This window comes from Myxococcus xanthus, from assembly GCF_013116825.1.
Lineage (GTDB): Bacteria > Myxococcota > Myxococcia > Myxococcales > Myxococcaceae > Myxococcus > Myxococcus xanthus_B.
On the sequence record NZ_JABFNS010000062.1, the window covers coordinates 19035 to 38761 of the forward strand.

General features: G+C 70.3%; 18 protein-coding genes. 10 read left to right on the forward strand and 8 right to left on the reverse strand.

Features of this window, described 5'->3' with window-relative positions; genetic code table 11:
• Positions 1-27: 27 nt before the first annotated feature.
• The 9 genes from HNV26_RS19275 (at position 28) to HNV26_RS19315 (ending at position 8757) form a co-directional block, all read left to right on the forward strand.
• Positions 28-429, forward strand: a complete 402-nt coding sequence (locus HNV26_RS19275; RefSeq protein ID WP_171445379.1) for a hypothetical protein — start codon at positions 28-30, stop codon at positions 427-429.
• A complete protein-coding gene (locus HNV26_RS19280) occupies positions 422-682 on the forward strand; it encodes a DUF5985 family protein (protein WP_171445378.1) in 261 nt (86 codons plus the stop codon). Before HNV26_RS19275 ends, HNV26_RS19280 begins: the two co-directional genes overlap by 8 nt.
• 9 nt (positions 683-691) lie before the next feature.
• Positions 692-964: a DUF5985 family protein gene (locus HNV26_RS19285; RefSeq protein WP_171445377.1), complete on the forward strand. Its 273-nt coding sequence runs from the start codon at positions 692-694 to the stop codon at positions 962-964.
• Positions 965-1067: 103 nt separating this feature from the next.
• Positions 1068-3575, forward strand: coding sequence for a sensor histidine kinase (locus tag HNV26_RS19290; protein ID WP_253816789.1), 2508 nt, complete (start codon positions 1068-1070; stop codon positions 3573-3575).
• Positions 3560-4336: an ABC transporter ATP-binding protein gene (locus HNV26_RS19295; protein WP_171444033.1), complete on the forward strand. Its 777-nt coding sequence runs from the start codon at positions 3560-3562 to the stop codon at positions 4334-4336. The genes HNV26_RS19290 and HNV26_RS19295 overlap by 16 nt, the downstream gene beginning before the upstream one ends.
• A 2-nt stretch (positions 4337-4338) precedes the next feature.
• Positions 4339-5142, forward strand: coding sequence for an ABC transporter permease (locus HNV26_RS19300; RefSeq protein ID WP_140787285.1), 804 nt, complete (start codon positions 4339-4341; stop codon positions 5140-5142).
• 261 nt (positions 5143-5403) lie between these two features.
• Positions 5404-5943, forward strand: coding sequence for a hypothetical protein (locus HNV26_RS19305; protein WP_140860481.1), 540 nt, complete (start codon positions 5404-5406; stop codon positions 5941-5943).
• Between the two features lie 386 nt (positions 5944-6329).
• Positions 6330-7376: a serine/threonine-protein kinase gene (locus HNV26_RS19310; protein ID WP_171444034.1), complete on the forward strand. Its 1047-nt coding sequence runs from the start codon at positions 6330-6332 to the stop codon at positions 7374-7376.
• A 76-nt stretch (positions 7377-7452) separates the two neighbouring features.
• Positions 7453-8757 carry an ABC1 kinase family protein gene (locus HNV26_RS19315; RefSeq protein ID WP_171444035.1) on the forward strand — a complete coding sequence of 435 codons (1305 nt, stop codon included), beginning with the start codon at positions 7453-7455 and terminating at the stop codon, positions 8755-8757.
• Between the two features lie 13 nt (positions 8758-8770).
• Here HNV26_RS19315 and HNV26_RS19320 read toward each other — a convergent pair whose 3' ends face one another.
• A complete protein-coding gene (locus HNV26_RS19320; protein WP_171444036.1) occupies positions 8771-9178 on the reverse strand; it encodes a response regulator in 408 nt (135 codons plus the stop codon).
• 150 nt (positions 9179-9328) lie between these two features.
• On the opposite strand from HNV26_RS19320, the gene HNV26_RS19325 reads away from it, so the two are divergent.
• The gene (locus HNV26_RS19325; protein WP_171444037.1) at positions 9329-9991 is read left to right on the forward strand and encodes a response regulator transcription factor; all 663 of its coding nucleotides are present in this window, start codon (positions 9329-9331) and stop codon (positions 9989-9991) included.
• A 176-nt stretch (positions 9992-10167) separates the two neighbouring features.
• Here the strand turns inward: HNV26_RS19325 and HNV26_RS19330 are convergent, their stop codons facing one another.
• The 7 genes from HNV26_RS19330 to HNV26_RS19360 all read right to left on the reverse strand — a co-directional run bounded on the left by HNV26_RS19330 (position 10168) and on the right by HNV26_RS19360 (position 19535).
• Positions 10168-10956 carry a dienelactone hydrolase family protein gene (locus tag HNV26_RS19330; RefSeq protein WP_216612505.1) on the reverse strand — a complete coding sequence of 263 codons (789 nt, stop codon included), beginning with the start codon at positions 10954-10956 and terminating at the stop codon, positions 10168-10170.
• A gap of 198 nt (positions 10957-11154) precedes the next feature.
• Positions 11155-12189, reverse strand: a complete 1035-nt coding sequence (locus HNV26_RS19335; RefSeq protein ID WP_171444039.1) for a methyltransferase — start codon at positions 12187-12189, stop codon at positions 11155-11157.
• Positions 12186-13034: a tryptophan 2,3-dioxygenase family protein gene (locus HNV26_RS19340; protein WP_171444040.1), complete on the reverse strand. Its 849-nt coding sequence runs from the start codon at positions 13032-13034 to the stop codon at positions 12186-12188. The genes HNV26_RS19335 and HNV26_RS19340 overlap by 4 nt, the downstream gene beginning before the upstream one ends.
• 84 nt (positions 13035-13118) lie before the next feature.
• Complete coding sequence (locus tag HNV26_RS19345) at positions 13119-13523, reverse strand: response regulator (protein ID WP_171444041.1); 405 nt, start codon at positions 13521-13523, stop codon at positions 13119-13121.
• The gene (locus tag HNV26_RS19350) at positions 13516-16461 is read right to left on the reverse strand and encodes a response regulator (RefSeq protein WP_171444042.1); all 2946 of its coding nucleotides are present in this window, start codon (positions 16459-16461) and stop codon (positions 13516-13518) included. The genes HNV26_RS19345 and HNV26_RS19350 overlap by 8 nt, the downstream gene beginning before the upstream one ends.
• A 3-nt stretch (positions 16462-16464) precedes the next feature.
• Positions 16465-17625, reverse strand: coding sequence for an FIST signal transduction protein (locus HNV26_RS19355; protein WP_171444043.1), 1161 nt, complete (start codon positions 17623-17625; stop codon positions 16465-16467).
• A 29-nt stretch (positions 17626-17654) separates the two neighbouring features.
• Positions 17655-19535 (reverse strand): cytochrome c3 family protein, encoded by a 1881-nt coding sequence (locus HNV26_RS19360; protein ID WP_171444044.1) that lies wholly within the window; start codon positions 19533-19535, stop codon positions 17655-17657.
• Positions 19536-19727: the final 192 nt, after the last annotated feature.

Sequence of the window (19727 nt, forward strand, 5' to 3'; positions counted from 1 at the left end):
ACAAAATAACATGGGCAAGGTGGCCGTGTGAGTGACGCCGGAATCCCACAGCGGGTCCAGCGCTTCATCTCGACGCACATCGACTCCCTGGAGAAGCTGGAGGTGCTCCTCCTGCTTCGAGCGCGCGCGGACAGGGAGTGGACGGCATCGGCGGTGAGTCTGGAGCTGCGCATTACAGATGCTTCCGCCGCCTCCAGGCTGGAGGACCTGACGAACCGACGCATGCTGGTGAGTGACGGTGCCTCACCTCCGTCGTATCGCTACAGTCCTGAGTCGTCGGAGGATGTGCAGGCGGTGACGGAGCTGGCGGCGGTGTACGGCGCGAAGCGCGTCAGCGTCATCTCCTTCATCTTCTCGAGGCCGCTGGACAAGGTGCGGGGCTTTGCCGAGGCATTCATCCTGAAAAAGGACAAGGACGGCGATGGCTGAAGCAGTCTACATCCTGTGTGCGTTGACGAGCGTGGCGTGCGCGGTGCTGCTGCTCCGGGCCTACAAGCGCACGGGCATGCGGCTGCTCCTGTGGAGTGGGCTGTGCTTCGTGGGCATGGCGGCCAGCAACGTGCTCCTCTTCGTGGACCTGGTGCTGCTGCCCGTCACCATCGACCTGTACATGCCGCGCGTCATCGCCACGTTGTCCAGTGCCTCTGTCCTGCTCTATGGCCTCATCTGGGACGCGTCCTGAGGTGCCGTGATGCTCAAGCCCATGCTCAACGGTGCGGTGGCGATGGCGTGGCTGGCGAGCGCGCTGTTCTTCCTGCGCTTCTGGGTCCAGTCGAAGGACCGGCTCTTCGCCTTCTTCGCGCTGGCCTTCACGATGCTGGCGGGCAACTCGGTGGTGGCGGCGCTGCTGGACGCGGATGACGAGCGGCGCCACTACATCTACGTGGCGCGGCTCTTCGCCTTCCTGCTCATCCTCTACGCCATCTGGGACAAGAACCGCGCGAACCGCCACGGCTCCGGCTAGGGCCGCGCCGTTGTCTGGCAGGTCATCTGGCTGACAGTTGACTCGTACCTGCGTCCGGGAACCGTTGTCGCAGGTGGAGGGGCGTCATTATCTCCGACACCCCATGTCGCGCCGCCCTTCTTCATCCTCGCGGCCCGCGTCCGTGGACGAGCGCGAACCCGAGCGGTCCGTCTCCACGGAACCGGACGCGGTATGTCCGCCGCGAGGGCTGGAGTCCCAGGCGGGGGGGGCCGGGAATGCCGTCCGCTTGCGCGGCAGTGACGACGCGGAGGAGCGCCTCGCGTTCCTGGCCAGCGCGGGCGAGCTGCTGTCGTCGTCCCTGGATTCGGGCACGGTGCTCCAGCGGCTGGCGGAGCTGGCCGTGCCGCTGTTGGCGGACTGGTGCGCGGTGGACGTGCTCACGGCGGACGGGCGGGTGGAGCGGGTGGCCGCGGCGCACCGCCTGGCGGAGCAGGTGCCGCTGGTGCACGAGCTGGCACGCCTCCAGCCCCTGGACCTGACGGCCGACGGCGGCATCCCGGAGGTGCTGCGCACCGGCAAGGCCACCCTCCTTCCCGAAGTCCTGGATGGGATGCTGCCGGGCGTGGTGCTCACGGCGGCGCAGCTGGAGGTGGCGCGGCGCCTGGGCATCCGGGCGGGCCTCATCGTGCCGCTGCTGGCGCGAGGCCGCGTGCTCGGCGCGCTGTCGCTGGTCCGGGGCGACTCGGACGGCGTGCCCGGCGCGTCCGACCTGGAGCTGGCGTTGGAGCTGGCCCGGCGCGCCAGCCTGTCCCTGGACAACGCGCTGTTGTACGCGGAGGCGCGCGGCGCGCAGCTGCGCACCGAGCGCCTCCAGGCCATCACCGCGGCCCTGTCCCGCGCGGCCACCGCCGAGGACGTGGCCGAAGCGCTGATGCGCGAGGAGCTGCGGCCCGCGGGCCCGGCGCGCGGCGCGGTGCTCGGCATGCTGGAGGATGGCCGGCTGCACGTGCTGGGCTCCTTCGGCTACGCGCCGGCGGTGTTGGATACCCTGCGCGGGCTGTGGGCGGACCAGGTGCCCGGCGTGGACCGGGCGCTGGAGCAGTTGGAGCCGCAGTGGTTCTCCAACCCCGCGGCGGTGCCGCGCGCCGGGCCCGAGTGGGCAGGGGACTTCGTCCAGGGGGTGGGGACCGGGGCCTGGGCGGTGCTGCCCTTGAAGGTGGAGCACCGCATCCGGGGCTTCCTGCTGTTCGCGTGGGACGGGCCGCAGGTGTTCCTCGCGGAGGAGCGCGGCTTCCTGTCCTCGCTGGCGCAGCAGTGCGCGCAGGCGCTGGAGCGCGCGGCGCTGTACGAGGCGCTGCGTGAGCGCGGCGGCAAGCTGCACCTGGCGCTGGAGGCGGGCAAGGAGGCCGAGGAGCGGCTCTTCTTCCTGCTGGAGGCGAGCCGCGCGCTGGCCGAGCACCTGGACGACGTGGAGTGGACGCTGGAGCACCTGGCGCGCGTGGCCGCGCGAAACGTGGCCACGTACTGCCTGGTGGAGCTGATGGGGGCGGACGGCGTGCCGCGCGGCGTGGCAGCGTCCCACCGGGAGCCGGAGCGGGACGGGGCGGTGCTGGCCTCGCTGTCCCTTCCCTGGGTGGAGGGCACGCTGCACCCGGCGCGCGAGTGCTTCCTGTCGGGGGAGACGCGCTTCTTGCCCGAGGTGGGGCCGGAGCTGCGCGAGCGCATGTGTCAGGGGCCCGAGCACCGCGCGCTCCTGGAGGCGCTGAATCCACACTCGCTGCTCGCGGTGGCGGTGCGCATGCGGGGGCGCACGCTGGGCGTCATCACGCTGGGCACCGCGGCCCCCTGCCGCCGGCTGGTCCCCGCCGACGTGGCCATGGCGGAGGAGCTGGCGCGGCGCGTGGCGGTGGCGCTGGAGAACGCGTCGCTGTACCGGGACGCGCAGGCCGCGGTGCGTCTGCGCGACGAGTTCCTCTCCGTGGCCAGCCATGAGCTGAAGACGCCGCTCACCAGCCTGAAGCTTCAGCACGGCCTCATCGACCGCGCCGCCCTCGGCGCCGTGGGGGACAAGGTGCGGCCCCGGCTGGCCACGGCCGTGCGGCAGGTGCAGCGGCTGAGCGCGCTGGTGGACAGCCTGCTGGACGTCAGCCGGATTTCGCTGGGGCGGCTGACGCTGGAGCCGTCCGACGTGGACCTGGGCCAGGCGGTGCGCGACGCGGTGGACCGCATGGAGGAGGTGTTCTCCCTGGCGGGCTGTCCGGTGCGGGTGGAGGTGCCGGGCCCGCTGCCGGGGAGGTGGGATTCGCTGCGGCTGGACCAGGTGCTGGTGAACCTGCTCACCAACGCGGCCAAGTACGGCGCGGGCCGGCCTGTCCTGGTGGAGGCGGCCTTCGAGGGCGAGGAGATGGTGCGGGTGTCGGTGCGTGACGAGGGCATCGGCATCGCCGCGGAGGACCTGCCGCGCCTGTTCGGCCGCTTCGAGCGCGCCGTGTCCGACCGGCACTATGGCGGCCTGGGACTGGGGCTCTACATCAGCCGGCAGATCGTCGACGCCATGGGGGGCCGCATCGAGGTGGAGAGCCGGCCCGGGCTGGGTTCCATCTTCACCGTGCGCCTGCCCCGGTCCACGGCACAATGCGCGCCATGGTGACCGTGGGAAGGGCGGACGTGCCCAAGGTGTTGTCGGTGGCGAAGCTGCGGAAGGAGTACGGCGGCAAGGCCGCGGTGGAGGGCGTCTCCTTCGAGGTGGGACGCGGAGAGATTGTCGGGCTGCTGGGCCCCAACGGCGCGGGGAAGACGACCACCATCAACATGGTGCTCGGCGTGCTGCAGCCCACCTCCGGCACCATCCACATCCAGGACCTGGACCTGGCGGCGCAGCGCTCCGCCGCGCTGGCGATGACGAACTTCGCCGCCGTCTACTCGCCGCTGCCGGGCAACCTCTCCGTGTACCAGAACCTGCGCGTCTTCGGCCTCATCTACGGGGTGAAGTCCCTGGGGGCGCGCATCGCGGAGTTGCTGGAGCAGTTCGACCTGGTGAAGTACCGCGACGTGAAGTGCGGCGTGCTGTCCTCCGGAGAGCAGACCCGCGTGGCGCTGGCGAAGGCGATGCTCAACCGTCCGCACCTGCTGCTCCTGGACGAGCCCACCGCGTCGCTGGACCCCGCGACGGCCCGGGACATCCGCGCCCGGATTCGCGAGTTCGCCGCGCGGGACACCGGCGGCGTGCTGTGGACGTCCCACAACATGTACGAGGTGGAGGAGGTCTGCGACCGGGTGCTGTTCCTGGCGCGCGGCCGGGTGCTCCTGGAAGGCAACCCGCGGACGCTGCCCGGCGAGCACGGCCAGGCCTCGCTGGAAGAGCTCTTCATCGCCGTGGCGCGCGAGCCGCTCGCGCTGGAGCGGAGCTGACCATGCACCTGCACCGGGCCGCCGCCGTCGCGCTTCGCCATTACTACCTCCTGCGAGGGAGCCTCGCGCGCTTCCTGCCACTCTTCGCGTGGGTGGCCATCGACATGGTGCTGTGGGGCTTCATGAGCCGCTACCTCAACACCGTCACCTCTCAGGAATACAACTTCGTCCCGGTGCTGCTGGGCGCCGTCCTGCTGTGGGACTTCTTCATCCGCGTCATGCAGGGCGTGACGATGGTGTTCTTCGAGGACGTGTGGTCGCGCAACTTCCTCAACATGTTCGCGTCCCCGCTCACCATCTCCGAATACCTGGGCGGGCTGGTGCTCTCCAGCATCGCCACCAGCACCCTGGGCTTGTTGGTGATGCTGGTGCTGGCCAGCACCGTCTTCGGCCTGTCCTTCGCCGCCTACGGCGTGCTCTTCGTGCCCTTCCTGCTGGTGCTGTTCCTGTTCGGCATCGCGCTGGGCATCTTCGGCTGCGCGCTGGTGCTTCGCCTGGGCCCGGCGTCGGAGTGGTTCGTCTGGCCCATCCCCGCGCTGCTGTCGCCCTTCGCCGGCGTGTTCTACCCGCTGTCCACGCTGCCCGCGTGGATGCAGGCCGTGTCCCATCTGCTACCACCTTCGTACGTGTTCGAGGGCATGCGCACGCTCGCGGCGGGGGGCGCGTTCCAGGTGTCCACGCTGCTGTGGGGAGCTGGCCTCGCCGTGGTGGAGATCCTGCTCGCGTGTGCCTTCTTCACGCGGGTACACCGACAGGCCGTGCGCACTGGACTCATCGCGCGATACAGCGCCGAAAGCGTGAGCTGATACAGGACGTTTTCAGTCGTGCTGTCGACACAGTGAGGGCGTGCGCAAACACGTGGCCGATGGGGCCCTGGGCGAGTCTAATCTCCGTGGTGGCTGTATCCGCGGGGGGCCGAGTCCTGGACGAACCGCGCTTGTGACTCCAGATGCCGCGCCCCTGCCCGCGGACTGGTTGCCGACAAGTGCAACGCGGTGGCAGAGGTCGTCGTGGAGGAGGCCCAGCGTGGGTGGCAGCAATCGTACACCCGTACCTGGAGCATACCGATGCGAAGCCTCAATCCTGTTTTCTCGTCCGCGGTGGTGATGGCCCTGTGCTCACTGCTCGCGGGCGGTTGTGGCGGTTCACCGTCGGGCGATGAGTCCCCGGACACGCAGACCCCGCAGAGCGGCGGGCTGGGCGGCAAGGCCGGCGAAGGAGGCCCTGTCTTCGGCGACGAGCCGACGTACCCCGGAGACGATGACGCCACGCCGGGCAAGGTCACCATCTGCCACATCCCCCCGGGCAACCCCGCCAACGCGCACACCATCTCGGTGTCCACGTCGGCCTGGCCGGCGCATGAGCGGCACGGAGACACGCTGGGCCCCTGCGACGGGGGCGGCGAGGAGCCGGACGCGGGCACGGGCGGCGAGGAGCCGGACGCGGGCGCGGGCGGCGAGGAGCCGGACGCGGGCACGGGCGGCGAGGAGCCGGACGCGGGCGCTCCGGTGTGCGCGCCCATTGGCGAGGCCTGTGGTGAGGCCGCCGCCTGCTGCTTGGGGCTGGTGTGCGGTGATGGCAACACGTGCGAGCCCGTCATCGGCTGACGTGGATGAACGCACCTCCCCGTCCGCAGTCGGGCGGGGAGGTCCGCCGCGCTCGGCTCATGGGCGCGGATGCGCGTTGAGCGCAGCACACTTGCCGAGGCTCCAGACGGTGGCGCGACGTCCACCCTGGAGGTCCCGCGAGGCGTGCGTGCTCCGCCCAACAGTGCGGTCGTTGCGCGTTCGACGCACGTCCCAAAGTGCGTCGCGAAACGCGCCGTGACGGCGTTAGGGTTTCAGCTCAAGGAGGGGGACATCGGAGCGCCAGGACGCGCGTTCCGAAGGGGCACTGTCACATCTTCCGAAACCCATTTCGCGCTGGCTCGTGCGTGGGCCCACTGGCTGCTGGCCGGAAGCGGGGCGCCTGTCGCGCGAAGGACGTTGGCATCATGTCCTGGTCGGACGTCACCACCTCCGTTCCCGTGTTCACCCAGGCCTTCCGGTCCACGTGTGGCTGTGTCCCCGCGCACGGGGGGGCCTGCGAGTGTCCGGCCCGGGCGGGCGCGCGTCGTGTGTCCATGGGGTGTCCGCCATCCTTCATGGTGCCGCCCACGAGGGAGGCCCCGCTCCCGTCCTCGGCGGCCTCGCTGGTGGGACAGCAGGTGGGCCACTTCCGGCTGCTGCGCGAGCTGGGCCGGGGGAGCCTGGGCGTCGTGTTGCTCGCGGAGCACGCGCTCATCCAGAAGCGCGTGGCCATCCAGGTGCTTCACACGCACGTGACGCAGGACCCGGCGCAGGTCGCTCGGTTCCTTCAGGCGGCGCGCACGCTGACGCTCATCCAGCACGCGCACATCGTCTCGCTCTACGACCTGGGCATGCGCGACGGGCGTCCCTACCTCGTCAGGGAGTACCTGGAGGGACAGGGCCTGACCGCCTTCGCGAAGGGGCCGCTGGCGTCCGCGCTGGTGGTGGACCTGCTCACCCAGGTGTGTGACGCGCTGGGCGCCGCGCATGCGCACGGCATCGCACACGGCAGCCTCAATCCCACCAGCATCTTCCTCATCCCCGACGCGAATGGCCGCCAGCACGTGAAGCTGCTGGACTTCGGCATCGCCGGGCTGCTCCCTCCCTCCGACGGCGCCGCCGACCTGTCGGTGGCCGCGGACCTCTTCGCTGTGGGCGTGCTGGGCGCGCTGCTTGTCTCGGGCCGGCTGTCCTCGCGCGGGCACGCGGCGGAGGCTCCGCCTCATGGCCACGCTCGGGAGGTGCCACCGCTGCCGGCGGGCATCCCGTCGGCGCTGTCACGCGTGCTGGTCAAGGCCATGGCGCGCCGCCCGGGGGACCGTTATGCCAGCGCGGCCGAGCTGCGCGCGGCCTTGCAGGCGTCGGTGGCGCTCGACGGCGGCGTGGTGCCTCCAGAGGCCCTGGAGCTGGAGCGGCTTCCCCGTTGGTACACGCCCCGGGGGCCGCCGGGGGCCGCGCCCGCCTCCAGGTAGGGCGGCCTGGCTGTCTTGGCGGGGCGTCATGCCTTGCGTCTGGCGGGGCCCTCCTCGTTAATCCACTTCAGCTCCCATGGCCTCCGACCCCGACGACAAGCTTCCTCCCCAGGGCCGCTTCAACCGCCTGCGCAAGCTGGCAGGCCTCTCCGTGCAGGTGGGCACGGATGTGCTCAAGAGCGGCGCGAAGCGCCTGTCCGGGAGCACGCCCGACCTGCTCAGCAAGGAGGCCGCGGAGAAGCTGGTCTCCACCCTGGGCGAGCTCAAGGGGGCCGCCATGAAGATGGGGCAGGCCATCTCCATGGACCCGGACCTGCTCACCCCCGAGGTGCGGCAGGTGCTGGCGCGGCTGCAGAACCAGGCGCCCTCCATGTCCTACGCGCAGGTGTCGCGCGTGGTCCAGGCGGAGCTGGGCGCGCCGCCGGAGTCGCTCTTCCGCGAGTTCAGCGAGGAGCCGTTGGCGGCCGCGTCGCTGGGGCAGGTGCACCGCGCGGTGCTGGAGGACGGCCGGGCGGTGGCGGTGAAGGTGCAATACCCCGGCATCGACGTGTCCCTGGCCAACGACATGGCGAACCTGGGCCTCGTGGCGAAGACGGCGTCGACGGTGCTGCGCGTGTCCGACGCCGGCGCCTACTTCCAGGAGTTCCGCGACGAGATGCTGCTGGAGCTGGACTACCGCCGCGAGGCCGAGCTGGCCGAGGGCTTCGCGCGCAGCGTGGCGAAGTTGCCGGAGCTGTGCGTGCCCGCCGTCATCTCCAGCCACAGCGCGAAGCGGGTGCTGACGCTGGAGCTGCTGGAGGGGCTCACCCTCAAGGACTGGCTGCCGACGAATCCCTCCAACGAGGAGCGCTTCCGCGTGGCGCGCCAGCTCATCCTCGCCACCTACGGACCCTTCTTCGGCGCGGGCGAAATCCACGCGGACCCGCACCCGGGCAACTTCATGGTGATGCCGGACGGGCGGCTGGGCTTGCTGGACTTCGGCTCCATCAAGCGCTTCTCCCCGCGCTTCGTGGACGTCAACCAGCGCATGCTCCGGCAGACGATGCGCATGGAGCCGTTGGACATCCTGGGCCTGAGCCGGGAGGTGGGCTTCACCGTGGAGCTTCCGGACGAGGAGGCCGAGGACCTCATCGCCGAGGTGCTGCGCATCGCCGGGCGGCCCATGCGCCTGCCGGACTACGACTACGCGGTCTGCGAAATCAACCGCGACATGCGCCACCACTTCTCGCGCAACGCGCCGCGCTTCCTGAAAATCAGGCCGCCACCGGAGGCGATGATGTTCTTCCGCTCCACCGGCGGGCTGGCGCAGAACCTGAGGCTCATCGGCGCGCGGGGGGACTTCCGCGCGGTCTTCCTGGAGGTGACGGACCTGCCCGCGTGAGGCCGGCGCCGCGCTAACGCGCGGCCTGCACGGCTTCCGGAGCCGCGGGCTTGAGGTGGAGCGCTTCCAGCCGTTGGGCCAGCTCCTCGCCCTGTACGCTCTTGCAGATGTAGCCGTCCGCGCCCGAGGCGCGCGCCAGGGCGCGCAGCTGGGATTCGTCCGACGCGGAGTAGAGGATGAACTTCGTGCCCTTGGGCGCCTGCCCGCGCGCGAGCGTGAGCACCTTGTCGCCGCTGAGCGCGGGGATGTTCACGTCCAGCAGCACCAGGTCCGGCTGAGTGGTGCGCACCAGGTTGGACACGCCCAGGGAGGAGCGGTGGGTGCGGACGTCGAAGCCGAAGGCGGAGAGGGTGCGCTCCACGAGGGAGAGCTGGTCCTGGTCATCGTCCACGATGAGGACGCGAATCTTCGTCTCCGGCATGGCTTCCCCCTTCAGCGTGCGGATGGCACTGCGGGTGTTTCCTGACGGGGTAAGTATCCTCCAGACGTCATTCCCTGTCGCCCCCCACATGAGGGAATCCCCTTAGCGGGGTTGAATCGCAGGGGACGAACAGGGGAGGGTGGAAGGGCCATGGAATCGGAACGCATCCGGGTGGCCATCCTGGAGGACCAGCAGGTCTTCCGGGAGGCCCTGGTGGCTGTGCTGGAGGGCGCGGGCATGGACGTGGTGGCGGACTTCGGGGAGTCCGCGCCGTTCTTCGCGCGTGTGCGCGAGACGCTGCCCCATGTCGCGCTGGTGGACCTGCGCCTGGAGCTGCCGGGGTGGGAGGCGTCCACCAGCGGGATGTCGGCGCTCCAGTGTCTGCATGACTTCTTCCCGGCGGTGAGGCCGCTGGTGCTGTCGGGCCACCACGAGGCGGAGGTGGTGGAGCAATGCCTCCAGGCGGGCGCGGCCGGCTACCTGTGGAAGCAGAACGTGGGCTGCGCGGAGGTGGTGGAGGCGGTGGAGCGGGTGGTGCGTGGCGAGCGGCTGCTGCCCGCGGGGCTGGCGTGGCCCCGGCCGGAGGCGTCGCCGCGGGGCGAGCTGGGCCGGCTGACGCCGCGCGAGCGCGAGGTGCTGGGCTACATCGCCGCGGGCGCGGACAACCTGCGGATCGCCGCATGCCTGGGCATCACCGAGCGCACGGTGAAGGCGCACATCACCGCCATCTACAAGAAGGTGGGCTCGGAGAACCGCACCCAGCTGGCGGTCCTCGGGTGCCAGCTGGGTGTGCAGCGCCCGGCAAGCCTCTGAGCCCGGAGGGCTTGCGCGTCAGACCGCTGGCCACTGGGAGCGCGCCACGACTGGTGGCACCGTCGAGGTGCCTGGGCGTCAGGCGCGCTCGCGCCTTCCCCCCCACGCCAAGGCGTGCGCTGGGGCCAGGGCAGCGCTGCTGGCTGCCCTGGCCCACCGTGTGGAAAGCCGGTGCTTCAGCTCCCGGCGGCGCGCGGCGCGGGCAGGGAATCCCAGCGCGGCGCGCCCAGGTGCTGGAGGAACCAGATGCACGCCAGGTCCACCATCTGCGTCAGCGTGCCGGGCTCCTCGAAGCGGTGCGTGGCGCCGGGGATGACCTCCAGGCGCTTCTCCGTCGTCAGCGCGGCGTAGGTGCGGCGGTGGGGCTCCTGCGCGGACGTGTCCTCCGCGCCGACGATGAGCAGGGTGGGCGCGCGCACCCGGGCCAGCGCCGCCCCCGGCTGCGCCAGGCGCCCGCCCCGGCACACCACCGCGTCCACCGCCTCGGGCCGCATCGCCGCGGCAGCCAGGGCCGCGGCCGCGCCCGTGTACGCCCCGAAGTAGCCGATGCGCAGGGCGCTGGTGCGAGGCGCGCGCCGCAGCCAGCGCGCCACGCCCGCGAGGCGTCCGCCGAAGAGGCCCAGGTTGAAGCGCAGGTCCCGCTCGCGGCAGGCCACCTCTTCCGCCGCCGTCAGCAGGTCCACCGCCAGGGTGGCCAGCCCCTCATTCTGCAGCAGCCGGGCGACTTCCAGGTCCGTGGCGCCGCGGCGGCTGCTGCCGTGGCCCCGGACCATCACCACCACGCCGGTGGCGCCCGGAGGTACCTGGAGCAGGCCCCTCAACTCCACCCCTTCCTCCACGGGGATGCGGACCTCTCCGTCCGCGGCGGGCGGCGTCCAGCCTCCCGTGCCTTGCGGCTGCGTCACCAGCCCGCGGACCGCCTTCTCCGAGCCTTCATCCGACCTGCGTGAACCCTGCTTCTTCATGCGGAGTCCCTCCTCTTCGTCGGACTGCGTCGCTGCCGTGCTACACGCGCTACGGACTGGAAGATTGCAGAAGCCATGCCAGGGTTTCACCGGACACGGGGTGCGCCCATTCTACCAGCGCTTCCCTGGCGCGGTGCGGTGGGGCCGGTGACACTTGGGGGACAAACAGGAGGGCCCACCTGTGGGGTCCTGTCGTTTTTACCGGTGGGCCAGGATGAGCTCGAAGGGGCCGGGCAGGACTTCCGCGTCCTTGAAACCCGTCTCGTCCAGCACGCGCAGGTAGTGCTCCACCTCGCGCAGGCGGCTCACGCAGGTGTCCACGCCCATGAGGAAGTAGGACCAGAAGAACTGGGCCGCCAGCCGCTCCGGGGTGCGGAACTCCTCGCAGATGAGGACGCGGCCACCGGGAGGGAGCGCGTCGCGCGCGGCCATGAGCAGCGCGCGCGCCGTGTCGGCGGGCCAGTCATGGAGCACCCGCACGAAGCAGAGCGTGTCGTAGCCGCCGGGCAGCGGTTCCCGGAGGAAGTCTCCGCCCTGGAAGCCCAGGCGCTGGGGGGAGAGTCCGAAGCGCTCGCGGGTGCGCGCCACCAGCGGCTCGGTGGCGGGCAGGTTGAACACGTCCACGTGGAGGCCCGGGTGGTCGTTCGCCAGGTGGGCGGCCAGCGTGCCGTCACCACCGCCCACGTCGAGCACGCGGCCGCCGCGCTCCCAGAGCCGGCCGCGGTGGGCGCGGAACGTCTCCAGGATGGGGGGCAGGCCCGCGGCCATGCTGGCCTCGAAGCCCGCGACCTGCTCGGCGGTGCGCGGAGGCCAGTCGAAGGCGGCGGGGGGCATGGAGTGCTCACCGCGCAGCACCTGGGGCAGTTGCCCGTGCAGCTCATGCCAGGCGTAGCGCTCCCGGTCCTTCTCCAGGGACTGTGGGCCCAGCACGGCCTGGGCGGCCGCGCGCAGGCCGGGGATGGCCTGGTAGCGCGCGGACTCCAATGCGTCGGTGGGTTGCTCGCGCCGCACCAGCCCCAGGCTCTCCAGGCAGTCGAGCAGTTTGTAGAGCCGCACGGGCACCAGCCGGTGCCGCGCCGCCAGTTCTCCCAGGGTGACGGGGCCCGGCTCCAGGGCGTCCAGCAGCCCCAGGTCCAGGGAGGTCCTCAACACGTCCACGGCGCGGGCGCCGTTGTACAGCAGGTGGAGCAGTGCGCGAGGGGTGGTGGCCAGGGCCGTGGCCTCCCCCTTCATGGCTGTTCCACCTGCATCCTGGCCGCGTGTGCCATGGGGCAGCCGCCGCCTGGAGGGGCCCGGTTGGCGCCCGGGGCGATGCCGCCCTCGCGTTGCCACCCGGACGTCAGCTCCAGCCGCACGTCCCAGAGCTGGCGGAACAGCGGCAGCGTCATCCGCCCCGCGAGCACCTGCGTGGGCAGGCCATCCAGCGCCTTCACGGAGCGGTCCACGCCGATGGTGCGGCGCACCAGTTGGAAGTGGGCATGGAGCCAGCCCTGGAAGGCCTCGTCCATGTCCACCAGCTGCTCGCAGATGCGCTTCAAGTCGTCCGGGCCGCCCGCCATGTACACGGACGCCAGCGCCAGCCGGCGCCGCGCGAGCAGCCGGTCCAGGGCGCCTTCCAGCCCCTGCGCCACCCGCCGCAGCATGTTGTAGCCGGGGGACTCCTGGCCGCTGCCGTTGCCCAGGCTGCGCCGGATGACCTGGTAGGTGTCCGGCGTCATCGTCTCCAGGATGGCCAGCTCCTGCTTCACGGCCTGGAGCACCCGGCAGATGCGCTCCAGCCGCGACGAGGCGGCCCACAGCGCGTCCCGGTCCAGCTCCGCAACGACTTCCACCGCCTCACGCGAGGCCAGCTTCAGCCAGAGCTCCTGCGCCTGGTGCACCACCTGGAACATCAGCTCGTCGTGGGCGACGCGCTCGCCGTCCGGCGCCTGCAGCGACAGCAGCGTGGGCGTCTTGAGGTAGACCTCGTAATCGAGCTCGCCCTTGCCCACCCACTTCTTCAAGAGGGGGTTGAAGAGGGGTTCTGCCAGTTCGAGTCGTAGTTTTTCGGCGTGGCTGTAATTGATGGACGCGCTCATACGGCCCTCCTGAGTGGGGGAGCTCGGAAGGTGTGGAATCGCTGGCCCCGTCCCAACGGGACCCGCGGGCATGTCATCCGGCGTTCAGGAAGCGGGCGTCGGGGTGGGCGGCCGGGGCTTCAGGTGGAAGGCGCGCAGGCGCTGTGCCAGCTCCTCGCCCTGCACGCTTTTGGAGATATATCCGTCCGCACCGGACGCGAGCGCCAGTGAGCGCAGCTTCGATTCGTCGGATGCTGAATAGAGGATGAACTTCGTCTTCGGCAGCGCGTACTGGCGCGCCAGGTTGACGACCTTGTCGCCCTTGAGCGCGGGGAAGTTCACGTCGATGAGGACGAAGTCCGGCTCCACCGAGCGGACGAGGTTGGAGACACCCAGCGCGGAGGTGTGCGTGAGCACCTCGAAGCCGTAGGCGCTCAGCGAGCGCTGTACGAGGTCGAGCAGGTCCGGGTCGTCGTCCACCACCAGGACGCGCGCTTTTTCTTCAGACATGGGTTCTCCCTAGATGCTTTCGAATCATCTCGAGCAACTGGTCACGATCAAGGGGCTTGGTGAGATACGCGGTGCAACCGGCCGCGTGTGCCTTGTCCTGGTACTCCCGCCCCGCGTGTGCCGTCACCGCGATGACGGGAACATTGGCCGCGGCGGGTAGGGCTCGCAACCTGCGGGTGACTTCCCAGCCGTCCAGGCGGGGAAGCGACAGGTCCATCAGGATGAGGTCCGGGGCGTCGCGGATGGCGCGCTCCAAGCCGTGCTCGCCGTCCTCCGCTTCAATGACCTCGAAGTGGCCGTTGAGGTAGCGGCGGACGATGTCGCGGTTCTGCGCGCTGTCCTCCACATAGAGGATGCGGGCCAGCTTGCCGGCGCTGGCGGCGCGCTGGGACAGCAGCAGGCCCTTGGCCTGGGCGATGACGTCCTCCAGCGCGTGGCCGCCCTTCTTCACGAAGCCGGCGAAGCCGTCACGCAAGAGGGCCTCTTCCTCCGCGGAGAGCGTCTTGCCGGTGAGCACCACCACGGGCACCTGGAGCTTCTCCGCGCGCAGCCGGCGCAGGACCTCGAAGCCGTCCAGGTTGGGCATCATCAAATCCAGCACCACCAGGGCGGGCGGGGACACGCGCGCCTTGAGCAGGGCGTCCTCGCCGCTGCGGGCCTCGGAGGTGGAGAAGCCGGCGCGGCGCAGGTTGCGGCTGACCAGCTCGCGGGTGGCCGAGTCGTCGTCCACCACCAGGACCTCACCCACGCTGGTGGAGGTGCCGGAGGACTGATGGAGGCTGCGCTGCACCACCTCCACCAGGCGGTCCGGCTCCACCGGCTTGACCAGGTACTCGCACGCGCCCAGGGAGAAGCCGCGCGCGCGCTGCTCCTCCACGGAGATGAGGATGACGGGGATGCCGGCCAGCGAGGGCTCGCTCTTGAGCTGGCTGAGCACCGACCAGCCGTCCAGCTTGGGCAGGTGGATGTCCAGGAGGATGGCCTGGGGCCGCAGCTCGCGGGCCCGCTTGAGCGCGGCGATGCCGTCCTCGGCCACCACCACCTTGAAGCCCGCGGGCTCCAACTGCCCGGCCACCAGCTGCTGGATGAGCGGGTCGTCGTCCACCACCAGCACCGTGCTGCCCGGCTGGGCCATGGCGCCCACGTGCTGGGCCACTTCCGACACGGGCACGCCGCGCTCCAGGTGCGGCCCGCCGCCGTTGTCCGGCGTCTCCAGCGTGGTGGGCAGGCGCACCGTGAAGGTGGTGCCGCGGCCCAGGGTGGACGTCACGGTGACGTTGCCGCCCAGCACGCGGGACAGCTCGCGGACGATGGCCAGCCCCAGGCCGGTGCCGCCCACCTTGCGCGTGGTGGAGCCGTCCACCTGGCGGAACTTCTCGAAGATGAAGGGCAGCTCGTCGGAGGGGATTCCGACGCCGGTGTCCTCCACCGTCATGATGACTTCGCTGCCCGCGGGCACCAGGCTCAGCGCCACCTCGCCCGCGTCGGTGAACTTGGCGGCGTTGCTGAGCAGGTTGAGCATGATCTGCCGCAGCTTCAGCGCGTCCGAGCGGAGCATGCGGGCGGACGGGTCGATGTGGGTGGTGAGGGCCACGTCCTTGCCCTTGAGGTACTCCTTCACCGTGGCCAGGCACTCCTCGGCCAGCTCCTGCACGTCCACCTGCTCGGTGACGACCTCCACGCGGCCGGACTCAATCTTGGACAGGTCCAGGATGTCGTTGATGAGCGCCAGCAGCGTCTTGGCGTTCGTCTTCACGACGTTGAGGTCGCGGCGGCCGTGCGCCGTCAGCCGTTGGCCCTCCTCGCGCATTAGCAGGTCGCAGTAGCCGATGATGCCGTTGAGCGGGGTGCGGATTTCGTGGCTGAAGTTGGCCAGGAACTCGCTCTTGAGGCGGGCGGCGGCCTCGGCTTCCCGGGCGCGCTCCTCTTCGTTGCGCTTGGCCACCGCCAGCTCCTGGGCCAGGCGGTCCAGGTCCTCGTTCTGCTGACGGATGATTTCCATCTGCAGCGCGCGCTGCTGGTAGGACGCCAGCGAGCGGGCGGACACGGCGCGGGTGCGCTTGATTTCCTCCAGGCTGGCGGCGAGCTGCTTGTTGGCCGCCTCCAGCTCCGCCTTGGACGCGCGCAGCATCTCTTCGTGCTGCTTGCGCTCGGTGATGTCCTCGGTGACGCCCATCACGTAGCGGGCCACGCCGTGCTCGTCGAGCAGGGGCAGCTTGCGCGTGGCGAAGATGCGGTCCACGCCGTCGGCGCGGGCCACCTCTTCAAAGGACTTCATCTGCTTGGTTTCGAGAATCTCCGTGTCGATGGCGATGAACGACTCGGCCTGCTCCTTGGGGAAGTAGTCGTGGTCCAGCTTCCCCAGCAGCCATTCCTTGGTGACGCGGAAGGCGTCCGCGAACGTCTTGTTGGCCACCACCAGCCGGCGCGTGTCCGCGTCCTTCACGAAGAGGACGAACGGAATCGCGTCGATGATGTTCTCCATCAGGTAGTTGGTGCGCTCCAACTGCACCGCGGTGGCGGTGTGGCGGCGGCGGTCCGCCGTCATCCGCAGCTCGCGTTGCACCACGGGCGCCAGGCGGCTGAAGCGGTCCTCGGTGATGTAGTCGAGCGCTCCAGCGCGCACGCTGGCCTCCAGCGTGGCCTCGCACCAGTCACGCGACAGCACCACGAAGGGCAGCTCCTTGCCGTGCTTGCTCCACAGCGCCTGGACCTCGGCGAAGCCCATGTCGGGGACTTCCGAGCCGCACAGCACCAGGCCCCACGTGCGCGACAGCGCGGCCTCCGCCGCGGCCGCCGTGGTGGCGCGCTCCGTCACCACCGTCACGCCCGCGTGCTGGAGGGCTTCCTCCACGCGTTGGCACTCACGCTCGCCGGCCACGAGCAGGAGCGACGCATTGTCCGCCGGAGAGTCAGAGGGAGGCTGCGAGGAGGCCATGGCTCAGTTCGCCCCGAAGACCAGCGCGGTCAGCGTGGTGTTGATGTGGAACCCCGAATAGATTTCGAAGTGCACGTTCATCCCAGCGGCGGTTGGCGCGGTCTTCAGCGTTTCCGCCAGTTGCTGCGCGGTGTTGGTGGCGCTGGCGTACCACATGCGTCCACCACAGTGAAAAAGCAGGGCGGCCTGGGGGTTCTGGACCCTGCGGGGTACCTCGTCGGTGAAGAAGCTGCGCGTCATGCCGGCCATGTCCCCCAGCTTCATCAGCTCCAGCTCGGTGCCTTCCTCCAGCAGGTTGGCGAAGAGGATGGAGCCATCCTCCTGCGGGCTCCAGGCGGCGCGGATGAAGTACTCCCGGCCCACGCGCAGCGCGGTGGGGCGCACGGCGAAGCCCCGGGGCGTGCCGAACTCCAGCTCCTCCACGCCCACGCCCAGGATTTCCGCGTAGCGTTTGGCGGCCGGGTACCCGTCGATTTCGAGCGCGCGGGTGTGGCTCTCATCCACCTTGGTGATGGTGAGCTTCTCACCGGTGGGCACGTACCAGTGGGAGCGGAGCGCGGCCCAGGGCGCGCTCGTCTTGAAGAGGGCCACCAGCACCGCGTCGGTGGCGACCTCGCCATCCACGTGCACCATGGCGGACTGCTTGGCCGGGTCGCGGTTGGTGTCGCTGGCGCCGCCGCCCACCAGCACCAGCGTCTGGCACTTCTCCAGGATGCCGAGCAGCAGCTCTTCCTTCTTGTAACGGAAGCCGTCGTCAATCACGAGGCCGACGAACCGGCGCGGGTCCAGGTCCTGCTGCCGCACGCCCAGGTCCTCGCACGCGCGCTTGATGGCGGCTGCCCCCGCGCTGATGGCGTCCACGGACAGGCCGGTGCCCAGGCCCAGGCCCACCTCGAAGTCACCGAAGAGGGCGCTCATCACCACGCTGCCCTCGTGGATGCCGGTGTTGTCCAGCTCGCCCGCGGTGGTGGCGCCAATCAGGCGCGTGTCCGCCGGCAGCCGCTGACGCACGGCGCGGTTGAGCGCGTGCTGGTCACGCTCCCGCGAGGCGAACATCGTCACCAGGCGGGGCGTGTCGCTGCCCAGCTGACTGAGGAGGTCCTCCGCGGCGGCATCTGGCTCCCTCAGCGTGGTGCGAGCCGTCTGCATCTTGACCTGAGCCATGGAGGAACTCCGAGGTGCGCGAGCGGGGGTTAGAGGCCGCTGCCGGGGTGCCGAGTATGACAGGCGCCGGTGCACTGCTGGAAAGACTCAGCACCGCCCCCCACATACATGCTCTCGATGGGTCCGAATTGCGCCACGTGACTGTCAGGATAGCTCTTGTGACAGGACAGGCACGCGGCCTTGCTGGTGCGCTGGATGCTCTCCTTCGTCAGGTGGCATGACGAGCACTGTTGGAGCGGCGCGTCAAAGCGGTTGGACCGCGAGTGGATGAAGTGGGTGCGCACGAAGATGGGGCCCTCCAGTTCGAAGGCGAGCGGGGCGTGGCACCCGGCGCACGCGGCGCGGTTGTCGTTGGCGTGCAGCACCACGCCCAGCTCACCGCCCTTGCTGTGGCAGGAGGTGCAGGGGCCGGTGGTGTGCTTGGGCTGGGTGCGCTGCGGGGTCCCCACCTGGATTTCAATGGTCGTCGACCCGGGGAGGTCCTCGCCCAGGTACACGCGGCGGCCCTTCACCGTCACCAGGTAGGTGCCGGGGGCCGCGTTGTCCGGCAGCTTGAACTGCCAGGTGTCCGTGTTGGGTTGGTTCCAGAGGTTCGGGTCGATGAAGGCGCCGCCGAAGAGGACGTTGGCGAAGGGCAGGGTGGCGAACTGCGAGAAGACGCCGTCGCGCTCGGGCGTGGCCACCACCTGCTCGTCCACTTCGGGGTCCAGGAACGCCTCCAGCGCGACGATGGAGCGGATGGGCTGGATGTTCTGCGCCGGCCCGATGATTTGCGTCATCAGCATGCGCTCGCGGTGCTTGCGCCGGTAGTAGGTGGTCGTCGCGTCGACGAAGGCCCGGTAGTACTGCAGCCCGGAGTCGGTGCCGTCGGGGGCCACTTCGTTGTAGGGCGGCAGGTAGCCCTTGTCGTGGAGCCGGTTGCCCGCGCCGTCACGCAGGGTGAGCTGGAAGCTGATTTCCGTGCCGGGGGCATAGGTGCCGTCCGGGCGAGGCGGGGTGAGGGCCTCCACGCCAATGCGGAAGCCGTAGGCGTAGCGCGCGTCGCGCACCTGCTCCACCGGGATTTCGTAGGGCGCGCCCGGACGCAGGCTCCAGCGCAGGCGCAGCGTGCGGGTGTCGGAGCGCAGCGTGAGCGTCTTGCGCTGGGCGTGCTCGTACGCGTTGCGCAGCTCCAGGATGGCCTCTTCCTCGAAGTGGGTGGAGGCCGAGCAGTCGTCGGGCGTGGCGCAGCCGGAGGCCGTCTGGATGCCGCGGAAGCGGCGGATGAAGAAGTCGTCCATGCCCGCACGGCGCTGATGCTCGGTGCCCGCGTTGAGCAGGATGGGGACGCCGGTGAGCCGGCCGCGCGAGTCCACCGGCTCCACGATGAAGTGGCTGGGCAGGTCCATCCACGCCGCGTCCCGGAAGAAGCGGCGGCGGGTGTAGGGCCCCGGGGCGCCGATGGACTCCTGGTCCACCTGACGCACGCCCCACCAGCCCAGGCCGCCGAAGTCGCTCTGGGCGATGAGGTTGCGCAGGCCCTCGTCCCGGGTGGAGGTGACGAAGGTGCGGATATCAATCTGGTTGATGAAGAAGGTGGCGCCCTCGCGCACGCGCAGCGGCTGTCCCTCGCCGTTCTTCACGTCGAGCGCCAGCGCCACCGCGGGCGTCTTGTTGCCAGGCCAGGGCCAGCCACCAAGCAGCGCCTGGGGATCCACGTCCAGGAGCGCCTTCTCCACGGACCGTGTGTCCCGCGAGCGCGTCTCCAGCGAGACCGTGTCCGGCGCCTGCGTGTCCAGCGAGGCTGCGTCCGGGGTGTCCTGCCCGCCGCAGGCGAGCATCAGCCCTGCGAGCGACGCGAGCAGGGCCCGGGGGGCTCCAAGTCCACCCATGGTGCAACTCCTCGTACGTGTAAAAGCCGACGCCGCCATGGCGTCTGGGGCCAGTGGGCCGTGTCACCCGTCGCCTGTGGGGCGGTGTGGGCCGGGCCTCTCCCGTTTCCGGGTTTCCCCGGTTCGGGCCTTTTTAGCCGTACGAAGATTATCTGCAACGAACAGATTTGTTCAACTTCTGGGAAAACAATCCGCCTGGAGTCAAACCTGCTGTGTTTTCAAGGAGATGAA